This window comes from Chryseobacterium sp. HNCC26DJ240 (assembly GCF_057180485.1).
The window spans coordinates 247,591-263,646 of the sequence record NZ_JBXUGK010000007.1 but is presented as its reverse complement, the minus strand read 5'-3'; the positions used below and the strand labels follow the sequence as shown (position 1 = coordinate 263,646).

The window sequence follows — 16,056 nt, the reverse complement described above, 5'->3', positions numbered from 1 at the left end:
CCGAACTCTTTTTTTTATGTAAAAATGTAAAGATTACTTTTCTGTAGCTTCAGCTCGCACAGCTTTTGCTTTTTCAGCTTCATAGATTCTTTTTCTCAAATCGCTTGTAGAAAATCTGTGATCTCTTTTGTTGTAGAAAATTTCGATTCCGTTATCGTTGCAATATTGTTTTCCTGTAAAATCTCTGTCGGCATAGTCGTCGCCAATGATTCTTACATCGATAACGAAAGACTTCAAAATATCTTCCAAATCTTCTTCTGTGTAATAAGGAATAATCTCATCAACAGCACTCACCCCTTTAAGCTGAATGTATCTCTCAACAATGGTTTGGGTAGGTTTGTTCTTATTCGGTCTGTCGTGTGACGGGTCAATCTGAAGCCCAACAATAAGGTAGTCGCATACAGTTTTTGCTTCTTCAAGCATCTTGATATGTCCCGCATGAAGCAAGTCAAATGAGGAAAATGTAATGCCTATTCTTTCGGTTTTCATAAGTATTTAATAAATATTTTAGTTTATATTAATTTGATCTTGATTGTAAATATTTTTGCCATTCCCAAACTGTTTTCAGAGATTCTTCCAGAGAAGTTTCTGCTTTCCAGTTGAGTTCTTTTTCTGCTTTATCTGCGTTGGCATAAGCAATCGTAATATCACCTTCTCTTCTGTCGCAAATCTGATAAGGAACTTCAACATTGTTGGCAGTTTCAAATGCCTTTACTACCTCTAAAACAGAAGATCCTTTACCTGTTCCGAGATTGAAAACATCAATAACTGAGCTCTCAGAATTATCATTTAAAAGTTTTTTCAAGGCTGCAACATGCGCTTTCGCCAAATCGGTAATGTGAATATAATCCCGCACTGCAGTTCCATCTGAAGTAGGATAATCATTACCCCAAACGCTCAGCTTTTCTCTTACTCCGGCTGCGGTCTGCATCACGTAAGGTACAAGATTATTTGGAATTCCTATTGGTAATTCTCCTAATAAAGCGCTGTCATGGGCACCAATTGGATTGAAATATCTCAGAAGCGAGATTTTTTTATTGTAAGCTTTCGCAAAATCAGCAAGAATTTCCTCACCCATCTGCTTGGTTTTTCCGTAAACACTTTCAGGCATTTTTAGCGGAGTATCTTCGTTGATTGGCATTTCGTCTGCCTGCCCATAAACAGTACAAGATGAGCTGAAAATAAAGTTAGAAATATTTCTTTCTTTAAATTCCTGAAGAATATTGATTAAAGAAAAAAGATTATTTTCATAATAATCAATCGGTTTTACCTGACTCTCTCCTACCGCTTTAAATGCAGCAAAATTGATACAACCTTCAATATTGTGTGCATCAAAAACCTGATTTAGGAGTTCTTTTCTTTTTAAATCGAAAGGATAAAAAATAGGTCTTTTGCCCGTAATCTCTTCAATGTTATGAAGAATAAATTTTTCAGAATGAGAGAGGTCATCTACGATAATGACTTCAAAATTATTGTTAATAAGTTCTACAACTGTGTGAGAACCGATGTATCCAAGTCCGCCTGTTACAAGTATTGCCATTTTTTCTGGTTATTCTGTTTTTAATTTAAATTTTGTGTTCCAATTTCATCTATTTCCAAAAAGTCAATTCTTTTGTATTTGAAAAAATTTATTATAAAAAGTAAAATTGCAATAACAGAAAATACCACTATAAACATAGTTAAATCTTCAGATATTTCTGCACCTTCAAATAACTGCTTCATAAATCCAAATGCAAAGAGAATGGCTATAGTTATATAGTGTATGTTAAGAAACATTACAGTCTTTTTTCCTTTTAAAACAAGTGAAATTAAACAAAGTAAAGATGTTAAAAAAATTAATAGGGCAAAAGGAAATACAATATGATCTAATGTTAAATTTTCTACATTTTCAAAATCTTCAAAACTCACTGTTGTTCCATAACCAAATAAAATTGCAACAAAAAGCTCGATTAGAAAAAGTATAATCCCAACTACCCGATATTTAAAAACCCTCTTTTTCATTTAACCCATAAACTCCAAAACAGCATCCGTAATATACTTCAACTGCTCATCATCCAATTCTGTGTGCATCGGAAGAGAAATTACCTGATCTAAAAGCTTGTCTGTATTCACAAAATCCGCATCATTGGATTCCTGATAATACGCTTTTTGTTTTCTTAAAGCTACAGGATAATAGATCATCGCAGGAATTTCTTTTTCAGTTAAAAATTTCTGTAATTCGTTTCTTTTTCCGTTCAGAATTCTCAAAGTATACTGGTGGAATACATGAGTAGAATGATCTGCCCTTTTCGGAGTCAGAATATTTGCATTTCCTGCAAAAGCTTCATCATAATAATCTGCTGCTTTTCTTCTTGCATCGTTGTAATTATCAAGATTCGGAAGTTTTTTCCTCAAAATCGCAGCCTGTACACTGTCTAATCTGGAGTTTACTCCTACCTCATCATGATAGTATCTTTCATACATTCCATGGTTTACAATACCTCTCAAACGGTGTGCAAGCTCATCATTATTGGTGAAAATTGCACCACCATCGCCGTAGCAACCTAAATTTTTAGATGGGAAAAATGAAGTTGTTCCCACAGTTGACATCGTTCCTGTTTTCTTTGTAGAGCCATCAGCAAAGGTAAAATCTGCTCCAATCGCCTGAGCATTATCTTCAATTACAAAAAGATTATTTTCTTCAGCAATCTTCAGAATTTCCTCCATATTCGCAGCCTGACCGAAAATGTGAACCGGAATTATTGCTTTAGTTTTTGGAGTAATCGCTTTTCTTACAGCTTCAGGAGAAATATTAAAAGTATCATAATTCACATCTACCAAAACAGATTTCAGTTTTAAAAGATGAATAACTTCAACCGTTGCAGCGAAAGTAAAATCTGCTGTGATGATTTCGTCGCCTTCCTGTAGGTCTAAAGCCATCAATGCAATCTGAAGAGCATCGGTTCCATTGGCACAAGGGATTACGTGTTTTACGTCAAGATAAGATTCCAGTTCAGTCTGGAAAGATTTTACTTCCGGGCCGTTGATGAAGGCCGCAGAATCCATTACATTAAGTACAGCGTTGTCTACTTCGTTCTTTATTTTATAATATTGACTTTGCAGATCAACCATCTGAATCTTTTTCATATGTAGATTTTTTTGTTTATGAGTTATTTAAATCGCCGAAACCTTATTGATGATTAATTCCAAAACCGGCGACTTTAAATAAAATATTTTCGTAAAAATACGGATTTTAATATCCTGCCAAAAATTTTATTCATTTTGTTTTATCTTTACTAAAAATAAATACGTGAAAAAATCTCTATTCGCTTTAGTTTTAGGAATTTCAGTTTCAGTTTCGGCACAGACGGAGCTTGTTTTTGTGTATTTTAACGGCAAACCGAATAAGGCTGCTTTTTATGCCAATCCGCTTTCTGAACTCACCCAAAAATCACTCAACAGAAGAACAGCTTTGGGCGTTGCACTCAATGATCAGGACGCACCTTTAGAAAACACTTACGTGCAGGCCATCCAGAATCTCGGACTTACGGTGACTGATAAATCTAAATGGCTGAACGGTGTTGCGGTAAATGTAAATCAGGCGCAGGTAAATCAGATTAAAGCATTGCCTTTTGTACAGTCTGTGGAAAGTTTTGCTAAAAATTCTTCGCTTACTTTAAAGGTTCAGAGTCAAAATAAATTTCAGGAATTTCAAAACATCAATACTGTTTTTAATTACGGTTCCGGATTGGATCAGATTGATCAGATTAATTTAAAACCGCTTCATCTTGCAGGTTACACTGGAGCAGGAATTTCTGTAGCAGTTATCGATTCCGGTTTTCCCAGCGTAGATAATGGAACTACTTTTTCAAGACTTTGGACAAATAATCAAATAAAAGCAGGTTATGATTTTGTTGCGAAATCATCAAATATCTACGAGCCGTCGCTCAATGCCCACGGAACCTTGGTTTTAGGAGCTATTGGCGGTTATGTACAGGATGTCTTTGTAGGATCGGCACCAGACGCAGATTTTTATCTTTACCGAAGTGAAAATGCCACCGTAGAAATCCCTGAAGAGGAAATATACTGGATTGAAGCGGCAGAAGAAGCCGACAGACAGGGCGTGGAAATCATCACAACCTCTTTAGGATATAATGTTTTTGATGATCCGAAATACAGCTACACTTACGCTGACATGAACGGAAGCAAATCTTTCATTGCACGCGGAGCAGAAATTGCCGTCAATAAAGGTATTTTTGTTTTGATTGCTTCCGGAAACTCTGGTGGTCAAGCTTGGCATTACATTACAACACCTGCAGATAATTCAAAAGTGTTCTCCATTGGAAGTGTAGATTCTGCTGGTATTTCTTCTGGATTTTCTTCTTACGGCCCAAATTCTTTAGGTGTAATAAAACCAGACGCAGCAGCAAGAGGAACAGAAACCGTCACCGTAAACGGAAATAGTACAACAACCGTAACAGGAACATCAATCGCTACACCGGTTGCAGCTGGCGGAGTCGCTTGTTTAATTCAGGCCTTTCCTTCGATGAGCAGAGAAACAATGAGAAACCAACTGAGACAGACTGCTTCTCTGTATCCTAATTCAACCGATCAGATGGGATACGGAATTTTGAATTTTGGAAGTCTTCTTAATTCTACTCTCAGCAGTTCTGAACTTGTAAAGAAAAACAGATTGGCTGTTTTCCCAAATCCTGTAAAAGATATTTTGAATATTGCCACAGAAAAAGAAATTATCTCTGTACAGATTTACGATAATTTAGGCAGAATCATTTCAACTGAAAAGAATAAAAAATCTTTTAAAGTTTCTGATTTTGCTAAAGGTACATACTATCTGAAAATTCAGACGAAGGATGGAGTTTTCTATGAAAAGTTTTTGAAGGATTAAGTTTAAGAGTTTTCTTAAATAATTAAAAATTGCTCCATCGCAACTAAAATTTGTAGCAATCAAACGCGAAAAAAGTGCAGCTCCAGAGGAGAAACACCTTTGTTTTAATTTCTTTTTTAAAATAAAATATATCCGAAAATCTCAAAAGATATAGGTTTGCCCTGCCGGAAATTCTTACGACTTCTCCAAATTATTTTTGTTATGTTGGATTTCCGACTGTGTAAAGTCTTTAGAATTTGATTAAAAATTATTTTTTGATATCATATTCTTTTTCTAAAATCTTCTTGAATTGTTCTTTCGTAATGCCAGTTTTAGAATAAAAATCCAGGTTTACCAAATATTCATCCACGTAATATTTATTTTTACCGTAAACGCTATTAAGTACATCCTGTAAATAAAGCTGGCGAACCTCAATTTTATATATCAGTTCTTCTCTTACATCCAGCTCAATAGATTGTGGACTGCTGGTCTGAAGCAAGAGTTTTTGTTCCACATGAAGTTTATATTTGGAAGATTGATCATTAAAAGAACCCCAAAACATCATCATAAAAAATGGAAATACTAAGGCTGCAAGGAAGTTCCATAAAACATGATAAAGAAATCCGTAAATGAAGTTTATTCTCACACGAATGTAGCTAAGAACAAAACCTCCGGATAATTGACTGAGAACAATCAATGGCAGAAAAATATAAAATAATGCAGAATTGCTATAGTAAGTACTTGCATGCACAAGTCCGAAAATAATGCTTGATGTATAAATTAAAACTGGAAAAAATTTATCCCAATGTACCCTCTTAATTAATCTTGCTGTCACATTATTGTATCTCAACAAAAACCTGAATATCAATTCTTCAAGAAACGGAACAATAATAATCATCAAAAAAACTATAGAATAGATAGTTTTTAAAGAATAGTCTAAAGATGGAATTCTTACATCTAAATATTTATCAACCAGATAATCTACAGGAAGTACAATTGCAAGGGTAAATATTAATTCTAAAACCAATAGTTTAAAAATAATAATCAATCTACTTTTTAAAGAAAGATTAACCTGCCGGTCAACAGGTTTTTTGATAAAATTAAAAAAGTCATTTAATAATGACTTGGTTGCTGTAATGGGCACTACTTCGTTTTTAATAAATATATATTTCACAAATTTATACAATATATTATAGCAAACTAACCTAAACCTTTCATTATTTCTCGTCTTGATATACCTTCTAATTTCAAAATTTGTTTCAAAAACAAAAAACTTTACAACTTTTACAACACAAAAAAAAGTGTTGCTTATGAAAACAACACTTTTGCATCTAAAAATAATTTCTTGCTAAATACTTTCCCCAAAAGTCAACAAATTAGAATCAGGATCCAACAGCGAAAATTCTTTTTGCCCCCAAGGTTTTGTCTGCAGACTTCCATTAGGATGAATTTCTACATTATCATCTAAAAGAGACTGATAAAACGCGCCAATATTTGAAACTCTGATGTAAACCATTCCGTAATTATCCCCCTGCTTTAAATCTACAAATAGAAAAAAGTGAATTTCAATCTGATCTTTCTTCAGCATTAAATAATCCGGAAAATTATCAGAACCTAACTGCTCAAAACCGAGTTTTTCAATATAATATTCTTTGGTTTTGGCTTTGTTGCGCATCGGAAGTTTTGGGTGAATTTGTGTAAGCATAATTATAAATTTAATTAAAAGAAGTTCTGAATTCTAAAGGTGTTTGACTTGTTTTATTTTTAAACAGTTTACTGAAAGACTGAGGATGCTCAAATCCCAGTTCATAAGCAATCTCGCTTACCGAAAGTTGAGTAGTAGAAAGCCTTTCCTTAGCCTTATCAATCAGCTTTTGATGAATATGCTGTTGAGTGCTTTGTCCAGTGAGAGATTTTAAGAGACTTCCCAAATAGTTTGGTGACATATTCAGTGATTCTGCAATTTCCTGAGCAGACGGAAGTCCATTTTCAAGCAATTTTCCATTGCTGAAATAGTTTTCAATTTCATTTTCAAAACGTTCCAATATCTGGTGATTTCCTTTTTTGCGCGTAATGAACTGTCTTTGGTAAAACCTTTCAAAGTAATTAAGCATCACCTCAATCTGCGAAACGATGATGTTTTGGGTAAAATCGTCTATATTGTTATGATATTCCCGCTGGATATTTTTAAAAATATTTAAAATAATTTCTTCCTCTTTTTCAGACACGAAAAGTGCTTCATTTACGGCATATCCGAAGAAGTCGTACTCTTTTATTTTCTTTGCCAAAGAAGTGTTCCAAAGAAAATCGGGGTGAAGGCACATGATAATCCCTGTTGGTTTTTCCTCATTTTTTGCAGGAACTTTGATCTCTACAATCTGCCCCGGAGAAACCATCGAAGCAATCCCTGAATCAAAATCGTATTGCTGCTGTCCATACCGAAATTTTCCGCTGAGATCTCTCTTGAGACCAATGCAGTAGAAATGCTGCAACCACGTGATGCTTTTTTCTTCGGTCTGATAGGTCACATCATGGTAATCAAACACACTGATTAAAGGATGTTCAGGCTTTGAAAGTCCACCAATCTCGTGAAAATCTGTGATGGTATTGAGGGTAAGTATTTTCTTATTTTTCATAATAAAATAATATCAAAGATAGAGCAAATCTTCTCAGACTGCTCTATCTTTTGGTTTAAAATTAATGCTTTAAAAATCAGTTGAAGTGCTCAATTCCAAAGTAGAATTAATATCTGCATCCAGCATTTTCATTTTTTCTCTGGCTAAACCTACAGCATCAGTTCCCATCACAAAATGAATCGGAGGTTTCTGCATTTCTGCCAATTGAATAAAAGCAGACGCTGCTTTATCAGGATCTCCCGGCTGGTTTCCGTTGATTTCTTCCTTGTGTTTTGCTTCCACAGTTCTTGCCGCTGTATATTCTGCAATTGCATTTTCAGGAAGGGTCATCGAGCCTGAATCAAGGAAGTTGGTTCTGAAATATCCCGGATAAACAACCGTTGCATTAATCCCAAATTCTGCAACTTCATACGCAAGCGATTCTGTAAAACCAGCCACCGCAAATTTCGTCGCACAATACACGCCCCATCCCGGAAAAGCTCCTGTAATTCCGCCAATCGAAGCGACATTCATAATATATCCCGACTTTTGATTTCTCAGGAAAGGCATTGCCTGACGGATTACATTCAGTGAACCGAAGACGTTGGTATCAAAATTTTTGCGGCTTTCTTTGTCTGATAATTCTTCCAAAGTTCCCAATTGCCCGTATCCTGCGTTGTTGACGATGACATCTACCCTTCCAAATTTTTCTACTGTTGCCGTGATTGCTTTTTTCACATTGCTTTCATCCAGAAGATCCATTTCCAAAGGAAGAAAATTTTCTGAAGATTCAATACTGTTTTCAAAACTCTTCAGTGATCTTGAAGTTGCTGCAACGCTGTAACCTTCAGCTAAAAGTTTCTGAACCAAGGCTAAACCTAATCCTTTTGAAGCTCCTGTAACGAACCATACTTTTTTTGTGCTCATAATAATTTGTTTTTGTTGTTAAATATTTACAGGACAAAGTTGCGATTATGGGCAAAAGAAAAATGAACCGATTCAATGGATTTTGTAGCCGAATTAAAGGTCGAGTTCATAAATATTTACATTAAGAGATTAAAAGTTTAATGGAGAAAAAAAATTAAACAGTGAAGCTACTCTCTGATTTTTTGGTAACTTTTTGATATACCGTTCCTTCGTCGTCGGTTCGTCATCGCTTCGTCGATGGTTTAACATGGTTTTAGACCGCTAAAAAATTAAACAGAGATAAATATTTTAGGTTTAAGAAAATTAATGATTAGCAATTTTAAAGAATAACAATATAATTGATCGCACAACTTTGTCAATATTTCTTTTAAACAAAAAAAATCTCTTTTAAATCATTATTTAAAAGAGATTTTTAAATTTTACAAAGATTATTACAGTTTGGAGGGCTTTAATTTTAATCTGTAATAAAATTCTTTCTCGCCAGTTCTTTTCTCACACGGCTGAGGCTTTCGGGAGTGATTCCCAAGTAAGAAGCAATCATCCACTGAGGAACTCTCATCATCAGATCGGGATACATTTTGGTGAATTTCATGTAGCGTTCCTCTGCTGTCTCGCCTAGCAAAGAATTGATTCTGTCCTGAAGACTTTTTACATGTTTCTGTATAATCAAATCATTCTTTTCGATGCTGTTGGGGAATTCTTCCAACAGTTTGCTGAAGAAATCGGGATTTAGAAATAATATTTCAGAATCTTCAACAGCTTCAATAAAATATTTGGATTTCTCATTAAAATAAAGACTGCTTCTGTCGCCCATCAGCCAGTTTTCAGGGGCAAACTGTATGATGTGTTCTTTTCCGTTTTTGTCGATGGAATACATTCTCAGCAGACCTTTTTCAACGAAAAAAGTGTTGCGGCAAATCTCGCCTTGCTGCAGAAGAAACTCATGTTTACTGATTTTCCTCGATTCGTACTGAATGCTGCAAAGATTTAATTTATCTGCAGGAACTTCAAATACATTGGCTAAATAATTCTGAATATTGCTCATTCTGTAATCTGGCTTAAAGAAATGTCTTGATGTGAGGCTGAATTTATTACTTTCCCATTCTCCAATACCAGAAGCTGTGGGCTCTCATGTCTTACTCCGAAATCGTCGGCAATTTTATTTGAAATATCACGGTGGGCAATCAGGTCTAAAAAGTAGAATTCTGCTGTGGTATTTGGGTTATCTCTAAGTTCTGTCTCAAAATTTTTCAAGACCGTTTTGCTGATAAAACATCTTGTAGAATGCTTAAAAATGCCTACTTTTTTACTTTCTGAAGTTTCAATTGCTTTTTCCAGGTCACTTTGGTTCTCAATTGACTTCCATAGAGATAAACTGCTGTCGTTTTCCTCTTTTTTGTCGCCAAATATTTTACCGAATAAACTCATACGCTAAATTGTTTTAAGTGATGATTAAGATGTTTGTACTCCATAAATCCCCAGTTTTCGTCTGTCATTTTCCCAAATAACTGGTGCTCAGACAAAAATTTATAGTTATTCCTAAATTCTAAATAATCATCAAGGGTTTTCAGAAGCTCTTTTTTCGAAGCATCAAAATCACAATCAAAAGTAATGATTAGTTTTTTAAAAGTAGGCATATTCGGTGGAATTCCGTTGTTGAAGATATTCATTTCGTATTTGGTAAGAATTCCTATCCAACGGAATAAGAAAAAAGGCTTGAGAAGCACTGTTCTTTTCATCGGAACTTTCAGCACTTGGCTGCAATGAGTCAGCATTTGTGCAGCATTCATTCTCCCCCATTTTCGCTGAGAATCTGGATTTAAATTCGATATTCTTTCTTTTATTTCAAGAAAATCAACGGGATTATGCAGACTTTTTCTTACCAACCCTGCTCGTTCTTGAGGTTTTCGATGTGAGCAAAATGATGGTTGCAATGCCAGACATAAAGCGCCAGACAAATTCTTAAATCATAATTTCTACCCTGTTCCGGATGATGAAAAGTGCGGTCAAACTGTCTGTTGGTAAGAGATTTCAAAAGATGATACCATCTTTGATGAATTCCTTTCAGCATTCTCATTGCAGGTTTGATGCTGATGGATGCGCTGTCCTGCAGTTCTGCCCATTTGGCTTCCTGATAAGGTTTGATGGTAGGATTATCTTCGGTAAGAGCCAGCTTAAATCGGATAAAACTGTTGGCATGGCTGTCTGCAAGATGATTAACGAGTTGTCTCACTGTCCATCCCTTTTCACGATACGGAGTATCAAGCTGTTCGTCTGAGAAATTTTCTATCAGATCTTTCAGTTTTGACGGAAATTCTTTAATGACTTTAATAAATTCATCTACCTGAATATCTGTGATATTCTGCGGTTCTTCAAACTGACCGATTGGATATTGTTTGTTGTTGAGATTTTGTAAGTTTTCCATACAGTGCCTATTTGTCCGATAATTAAGTTTTGGACAAATTTTTGAGTTTAGTTGGCTGTAAATTTATCAAAAATAAGACGAGTTTTAAAGTGAATTTTGCTGTATTTTTATGGTTAAATTTTAAACCTCTCAGTAAAAAATTATTATATATGAAAAAAGCTTTGATCGTTGTAGATGTACAGAATGATTTCTGCGAAGGTGGCTCTCTTGCGGTTCCTAATGCTAAGGAAATAATCCCTTACATCAATTTATTAATGGAGGAAAATCAGTATGACCAGATTGTTTTTACTCAGGATTTTCATCCGGCAAACCACAAAAGTTTTGCATCCAACAACAACAGAAAAGTGGGTGAAAGCATTATCCTAAACAGTGTTCCTCAGTTTATGTGGCCGGATCACTGTGTGCAGGGAACGAAAGGTGCAGAATTTCATCCAGATTTAAATATTGAAAAAGCCACGCATACCGTTCAGAAAGGAACGAATACTGAGATTGACAGCTACAGCGGTTTTCAGGATAATAATCATTTTATGAAAACCGGTCTCGACGATTTCCTGAAATACCACGATATACAATTGGTTGAAATTGTTGGTCTTGCTTTAGATTACTGTGTGAAATTTACCGCAATGGATGCAGTTGCTAATGGATATGTTACCTGCGTTCATTTTAACGGAACCCGTGCGGTGAACGTAAAACCTGATAATGGGAAAGACGCAATCTACGAGTTGCTTCAGAAAGGCGTTACGATTTTGGGGTGATTTTGGGTTCGGGATGTGGGGTTCGGGTTTTCGACTTCGCTCGGGCTGACAGCTATTTATGATTTGAGATTTGAGGTTCGGGTGTTCGACTTCGCTTAGACCGACATTTGGGGATTTGAGATTTGGGATTCGGGAGTGAAACTTATGGATTTTTATAATCATTTTTGTTTTGTAGACGAATCGTAACTAGCCCTGATTGCAGCGGTTACCCCGCAACAAGCGAGGGCAAAAGCGGTGGCGTGAGGAGTATGAGCGGAAAGCAGGTTCCCGGCTCCTGAAAAAAATAAAGAAAGTAATTGCCTTGTTTCACACGAAAGAAGATAAAAAAAATCTCCATGAAGGAGATTTTTTTGTTTACTGTTTTGATATTTTGTAGAGTCTTCCTCCGTCTGTGATGGCATATAATGCACCGTCAATCCCTTGGGTAATATCTCTGAAACGCTGATCTTCGGTTGCCAGAAGTCTTTCTTCACCATACACTTTATTGTCTTTAATCACCAATCGTACAATGTGTTTGCCTGATAAGGCTCCCACAAAAAGATTATTTTGCCACTCAGGAACATTGTTTCCTCTGTAAAACGTCATTCCGCTTGGTGAAATTACAGGATCCCAGTAATAAACCGGTTGTTGCATCCCTGCCTGCTGCTGAATTCCCGAACCAATCGTTGCTCCGTCGTATTCAATTCCATAAGTGATGGTTGGCCATCCGTAATTGGTTCCTGCAGTCACTTTATTGATTTCATCACCACCTCTCGGGCCGTGCTCGCTCTGCCACAACTCTCCAGTTGTAGGATGAATAGCCATTCCCTGAGGATTTCTGTGACCAATGCTGTACAATTCAGGTAAAGATCCGCTGCCGGCAAACGTGGGATTTCCAGGAGCTGGCTGACCGTCTTTTGTAATTCTTACAATTTTACCTAATGCTGCACTTACAGATTGTGCCAAAGGTCTCGTCGTCATATCTGAACGCTCACCCGTACTCACCAAAAGATTTCCGGTGGAATCAAATAATATTCTTCCCCCATAATGTAAATTTCCGGTAGAAGCTGATGGACTTGCTCTGTAAATTACTGTTGCGTTTTCAATTGCTGTTTCATTGGTTGAGAGTTTTCCTTTAGCAACAGCGGTTACAGTTCCGCCCGTTACATTCTCAGAAAACACCCAGTAAATCATTTTATTGGTTCCGAACTGAGGGTCTAAACACAATCCTAAAAGACCACCCTGCCCGTTTGAATTGACTGAAGGTATTCCTGTAATCGGCGCTCCTACTGTCCCTGAAGCAGTGGTTACAATTCTCATCGAACCTGTTTTTTGAGTAATCAGCAGTCGGCCGTCCGGCATTGAAGTAATTCCCCAAGGCGAAGCTAATGCAGACGTGATAACTTCTGTTTTGATTGGCGTAACGGTTTTTACACCACCCGCTCTTGTCTGCCCTGCAAAGGCAGGTGTATAACTCGTATTTGCAGGAAGCGTCTCTACGGGCGACAGCAGTACCTCGTCTACAGGTGATGGTAAATTTTCTTCCATCTCTTCAGTACAGCTAAAAGTAAAAAATAAGGCTGCTACCCAGAGGTAATTGGTTCTTAAAGTCATAATTAAAATTTTGTGTGTTGGTAAAATACCTCAACGAAGCAACAAAATTTGAGCCAGCAAAGGCTAAATTTAGATAAATAATGAAAAAACCTCCCAAAAATTGAGAGGTTTGTATTCATAAATTTAAAAAACTGTTATACTAATAATGATAACGGACTTTCTAAATATGTTCTTAAAGTCTGTAAGAATTGAGCTCCGGTAGCACCGTCCACTACTCTGTGGTCACATGCCAATGAAAGCTTCATGGTGTTTCCTACCACAATCTGACCGTCTTTTACGATAGGTTTTTCAATAATAGCACCTACAGAAAGAATTGCTGAGTTCGGTTGGTTGATGATACTTGTGAAAGTCTCGATACCAAACATTCCAAGGTTTGAAATTGAGAAAGTAGAACCTTCCATTTCGTTTGCCTTAAGACCTTTGCTCTTCGCTCTTCCAGCCATATCTTTCACACCAGCAGAAATCTGAGTGTAAGACATCTGGTCTGTATTCTTCAATACAGGAACAACCAATCCATCAGGAATCGCTACTGCTACACCGATGTTGATATTTCCTCTGTGAATAACTTTGTCACCTGCCCAGCTTGAATTTACCTGCGGATGTTTTCTTAAAGCAATTGCAGTCGCCTTAATAATCATATCGTTGAAAGAAATTTTTGTATCCGGAAGTGCGTTGATTTCTTTTCTAGCCTCAATCGCTTTATCCATATTGATCTCCACCATTAAATAATAGTGAGGAGCAGTAAATTTACTTTCAGAAAGACGTTTTGCAATAATATTTCTTACCTGAGAGTTTGGAGTTTCAGTATCTTCACCCTGAACAAAATTCACAGCAACCTGAGATTGCTTCGTTTCACTCGCAATGACAGCAGCTTTTTCAGCAGGCTTGTAATTTTCAATATCTTTCTTAACGATTCTTCCGTTTTCACCAGAACCCTGTACTGAATGAATGTCTACTCCTTTATCCTGAGCCATTTTTTTAGCTAAAGGAGAAATAGCAACTCTGTCCGCAGAAGTGGAAGCTTGTGCAACCGATTTCTCTTCAGTTTTTGACTCAGATTTTTGCTCTTCTGGTTGAGCAGAAGATTTTTCGGCAGACTTTTCAGCTGGTTTTGATGATCCTACAGCAGAAACATCAGTACCTTCAGGCCCGATGATCGCCAAAACGGTATCAACCGGAGCTGCACCACCTTCTTCAACACCTTGCTTTAATAAAACACCGTTGAATTCTGATTCAAAATCCTGAACAGCTTTATCAGTTTCGATTTCAGCAAGAAGATCTCCTTCTTTTACTGTATCGCCAACGTTTTTGTGCCATTTTGCTACTTTACCTTCTGTCATAGTATCAGAAAGTCTCGGCATTGTGATTACTTCTACTCCTTTAGGAACTTCGGCAGAAGCTTCCTGAGTTTCGTTTTTAGTTTCAGGCTGAGCTTCTTCTTTTTTCTCTTCAGTAGCATTAGCGGAAGGAGCTGCTGCGCCACCCGTTAATCCTGAAATATCTTCACCTTCATTTCCAATAATTGCCAAAACTAAATCTACTGCAGCTGCTGAACCTTCTTCAACACCTACAAAAAGTAAAGTTCCTTCAACTTCAGATTCAAAATCCTGTACTGCTTTATCGGTTTCGATTTCGGCTAAGATATCTCCTTCTTTTACCTTGTCTCCGACTTTTTTATGCCATTTTGCCACCTTACCTTCCGTCATTGTATCGGAAAGACGTGGCATTGTAATTACTTCTGCCATAATTTAATATTGATTTGAGATTTGAGATTCGAGATTTGAGATTAGGGGAACTCAAATTTCAGATTTCAAATTAATTTAATTTTATTGATTTTCAAATTTATCTAAGAACGGATAATTTTCCTGAGCGTACACGTACTCGTAGATTTTTTCTGTGTCCGGATATGGGGAGTTTTCCATAAACTCAATACACTCTTCTACAAAATCTCTTGATTTATTATCCAAAGTATCCAATTCTTCCTCTGTAGCCCAGTTGTTTGAAAGGATTCTTGATTTGATCAATTCAATAGGGTCATCACCTTTAGCAATGGCAACTTCTTCTTTAGATCTGTACGGCTCAGCATCAGACATTGAGTGTCCTCTGAAACGGTAAGTTCTTGCTTCGATAAATGTTGGTCCGTCACCTCTTCTTGCTCTTTCAATAGCCTCGTAAGCAGCTTCAGCCACTTTTTCTGGATCCATTGCGTCTACAGCAAGACATGGCATTTCGTACCCTAAACCTAATTTATAAATATCTTCGTGGTTGGCAGTTCTTTTTACAGAAGTACCCATCGCGTACTGGTTGTTTTCAACAACGAAAATTACAGGAAGTTTCCAGTTCATCGCCATGTTGAACGTTTCGTGAAGAGATCCCTGTCTTGCAGCACCGTCTCCGAAGAAACAGATATTCACAGCTTTTCTGTCAAAATATTGGTCAGCGAAAGCAATACCAGCTCCCAAAGGAATCTGACCTCCTACAATACCGTGACCACCATAAAATCTGTGTTCTTTGCTGAAAATGTGCATAGAACCACCCATTCCTCCGGAAGTACCTGTAGCTTTACCACAAAGTTCTGCCATGATTCTTTTAGGATCTACTCCCATTGCCATTGGATGGATGTGACATCTGTATGCAGTGATCATACTGTCTTTTGTTAAATCCATTGCATGCGTAAAACCTGCCGGAATAGCTTCCTGACCGTTGTACAAATGTAAAAAACCTCTGATTTTTTGTTTTAGATAGAGAGAACGGCATTTGTCTTCAAACCTTCTCCACATAGTCATATCTTCATACCACTTTAGGTACACCTCTTTAGAAAATTCTTTCATGTGCTAGCTTCTTGCTTATTTATTATGAAATAGTTGAGCAAAAATA

17 protein-coding genes are annotated in these 16,056 nt (G+C 36.6%); 2 read left to right on the top strand and 15 right to left on the bottom strand.

The genetic code is table 11. The annotated features are described in order from the left end of the window. Positions 1–33 precede the first annotated feature (33 nt). From AC2A1G_RS15530 to AC2A1G_RS15515, 4 genes are read right to left on the bottom strand one after another with little or no spacing between them, the layout of a single operon-like run. Positions 34–489: an adenylyltransferase/cytidyltransferase family protein gene (locus AC2A1G_RS15530; protein ID WP_484047817.1), complete on the bottom strand. Its 456-nt coding sequence runs from the start codon at positions 487–489 to the stop codon at positions 34–36. A 28-nt stretch (positions 490–517) separates the two neighbouring features. Further along, entirely contained in the window at positions 518–1,540 is a 1,023-nt protein-coding gene (galE, locus tag AC2A1G_RS15525) for a UDP-glucose 4-epimerase GalE (protein WP_484047816.1), read from the bottom strand. Positions 1,541–1,560: 20 nt separating this feature from the next. After that, entirely contained in the window at positions 1,561–2,001 is a 441-nt protein-coding gene (locus tag AC2A1G_RS15520; RefSeq protein ID WP_484047815.1) for a hypothetical protein, read from the bottom strand. After that, complete coding sequence (locus AC2A1G_RS15515) at positions 2,002–3,126, bottom strand: DegT/DnrJ/EryC1/StrS family aminotransferase (protein WP_484047814.1); 1,125 nt, start codon at positions 3,124–3,126, stop codon at positions 2,002–2,004. A 163-nt stretch (positions 3,127–3,289) separates the two neighbouring features. On the opposite strand from AC2A1G_RS15515, the gene AC2A1G_RS15510 reads away from it, so the two are divergent. Then, positions 3,290–4,885: a S8/S53 family peptidase gene (locus AC2A1G_RS15510; RefSeq protein WP_484047813.1), complete on the top strand. Its 1,596-nt coding sequence runs from the start codon at positions 3,290–3,292 to the stop codon at positions 4,883–4,885. 247 nt (positions 4,886–5,132) lie between these two features. On the opposite strand, the gene AC2A1G_RS15505 is transcribed toward AC2A1G_RS15510, so the two are convergent. The 8 genes from AC2A1G_RS15505 to AC2A1G_RS15470 form a co-directional block, all read right to left on the bottom strand. Next, positions 5,133–6,038, bottom strand: a complete 906-nt coding sequence (locus AC2A1G_RS15505; protein ID WP_484047812.1) for a lysostaphin resistance A-like protein — start codon at positions 6,036–6,038, stop codon at positions 5,133–5,135. A 174-nt stretch (positions 6,039–6,212) separates the two neighbouring features. Continuing rightward, complete coding sequence (locus AC2A1G_RS15500; protein ID WP_484047811.1) at positions 6,213–6,569, bottom strand: bleomycin resistance protein; 357 nt, start codon at positions 6,567–6,569, stop codon at positions 6,213–6,215. A 10-nt stretch (positions 6,570–6,579) separates the two neighbouring features. Further along, entirely contained in the window at positions 6,580–7,500 is a 921-nt protein-coding gene (locus AC2A1G_RS15495; RefSeq protein WP_484047810.1) for a helix-turn-helix domain-containing protein, read from the bottom strand. Between the two features lie 69 nt (positions 7,501–7,569). Then, on the bottom strand, positions 7,570–8,406 hold the full coding sequence (locus tag AC2A1G_RS15490) for an SDR family NAD(P)-dependent oxidoreductase (RefSeq protein WP_484047809.1): 837 nt from the start codon (positions 8,404–8,406) through the stop codon (positions 7,570–7,572). A gap of 454 nt (positions 8,407–8,860) precedes the next feature. Beyond that, positions 8,861–9,451, bottom strand: a complete 591-nt coding sequence (locus AC2A1G_RS15485; RefSeq protein WP_484047808.1) for a Crp/Fnr family transcriptional regulator — start codon at positions 9,449–9,451, stop codon at positions 8,861–8,863. Beyond that, entirely contained in the window at positions 9,448–9,834 is a 387-nt protein-coding gene (gene ytxJ / locus AC2A1G_RS15480) for a bacillithiol system redox-active protein YtxJ (RefSeq protein WP_484047807.1), read from the bottom strand. The genes AC2A1G_RS15485 and ytxJ overlap by 4 nt, the downstream gene beginning before the upstream one ends. Then, the gene (locus AC2A1G_RS15475) at positions 9,831–10,292 is read right to left on the bottom strand and encodes a DUF1569 domain-containing protein (RefSeq protein ID WP_484047806.1); all 462 of its coding nucleotides are present in this window, start codon (positions 10,290–10,292) and stop codon (positions 9,831–9,833) included. Before AC2A1G_RS15475 ends, ytxJ begins: the two co-directional genes overlap by 4 nt. Then, entirely contained in the window at positions 10,286–10,831 is a 546-nt protein-coding gene (locus AC2A1G_RS15470; RefSeq protein ID WP_484047805.1) for a YfiT family bacillithiol transferase, read from the bottom strand. The genes AC2A1G_RS15475 and AC2A1G_RS15470 overlap by 7 nt, the downstream gene beginning before the upstream one ends. Positions 10,832–10,980: 149 nt before the next feature. On the opposite strand from AC2A1G_RS15470, the gene pncA reads away from it, so the two are divergent. Further along, complete coding sequence (gene pncA / locus AC2A1G_RS15465; RefSeq protein ID WP_484047804.1) at positions 10,981–11,586, top strand: bifunctional nicotinamidase/pyrazinamidase; 606 nt, start codon at positions 10,981–10,983, stop codon at positions 11,584–11,586. Positions 11,587–11,940: 354 nt separating this feature from the next. Here the strand turns inward: pncA and AC2A1G_RS15460 are convergent, their stop codons facing one another. The 3 genes from AC2A1G_RS15460 to pdhA form a co-directional block, all read right to left on the bottom strand. Continuing rightward, entirely contained in the window at positions 11,941–13,179 is a 1,239-nt protein-coding gene (locus AC2A1G_RS15460) for a PQQ-dependent sugar dehydrogenase (RefSeq protein ID WP_484047803.1), read from the bottom strand. A gap of 134 nt (positions 13,180–13,313) precedes the next feature. Then, entirely contained in the window at positions 13,314–14,924 is a 1,611-nt protein-coding gene (locus AC2A1G_RS15455) for a dihydrolipoamide acetyltransferase family protein (RefSeq protein ID WP_484047802.1), read from the bottom strand. 81 nt (positions 14,925–15,005) lie between these two features. Further along, positions 15,006–16,010, bottom strand: coding sequence for a pyruvate dehydrogenase (acetyl-transferring) E1 component subunit alpha (gene pdhA / locus AC2A1G_RS15450; RefSeq protein WP_262147741.1), 1,005 nt, complete (start codon positions 16,008–16,010; stop codon positions 15,006–15,008). Positions 16,011–16,056: the final 46 nt, after the last annotated feature.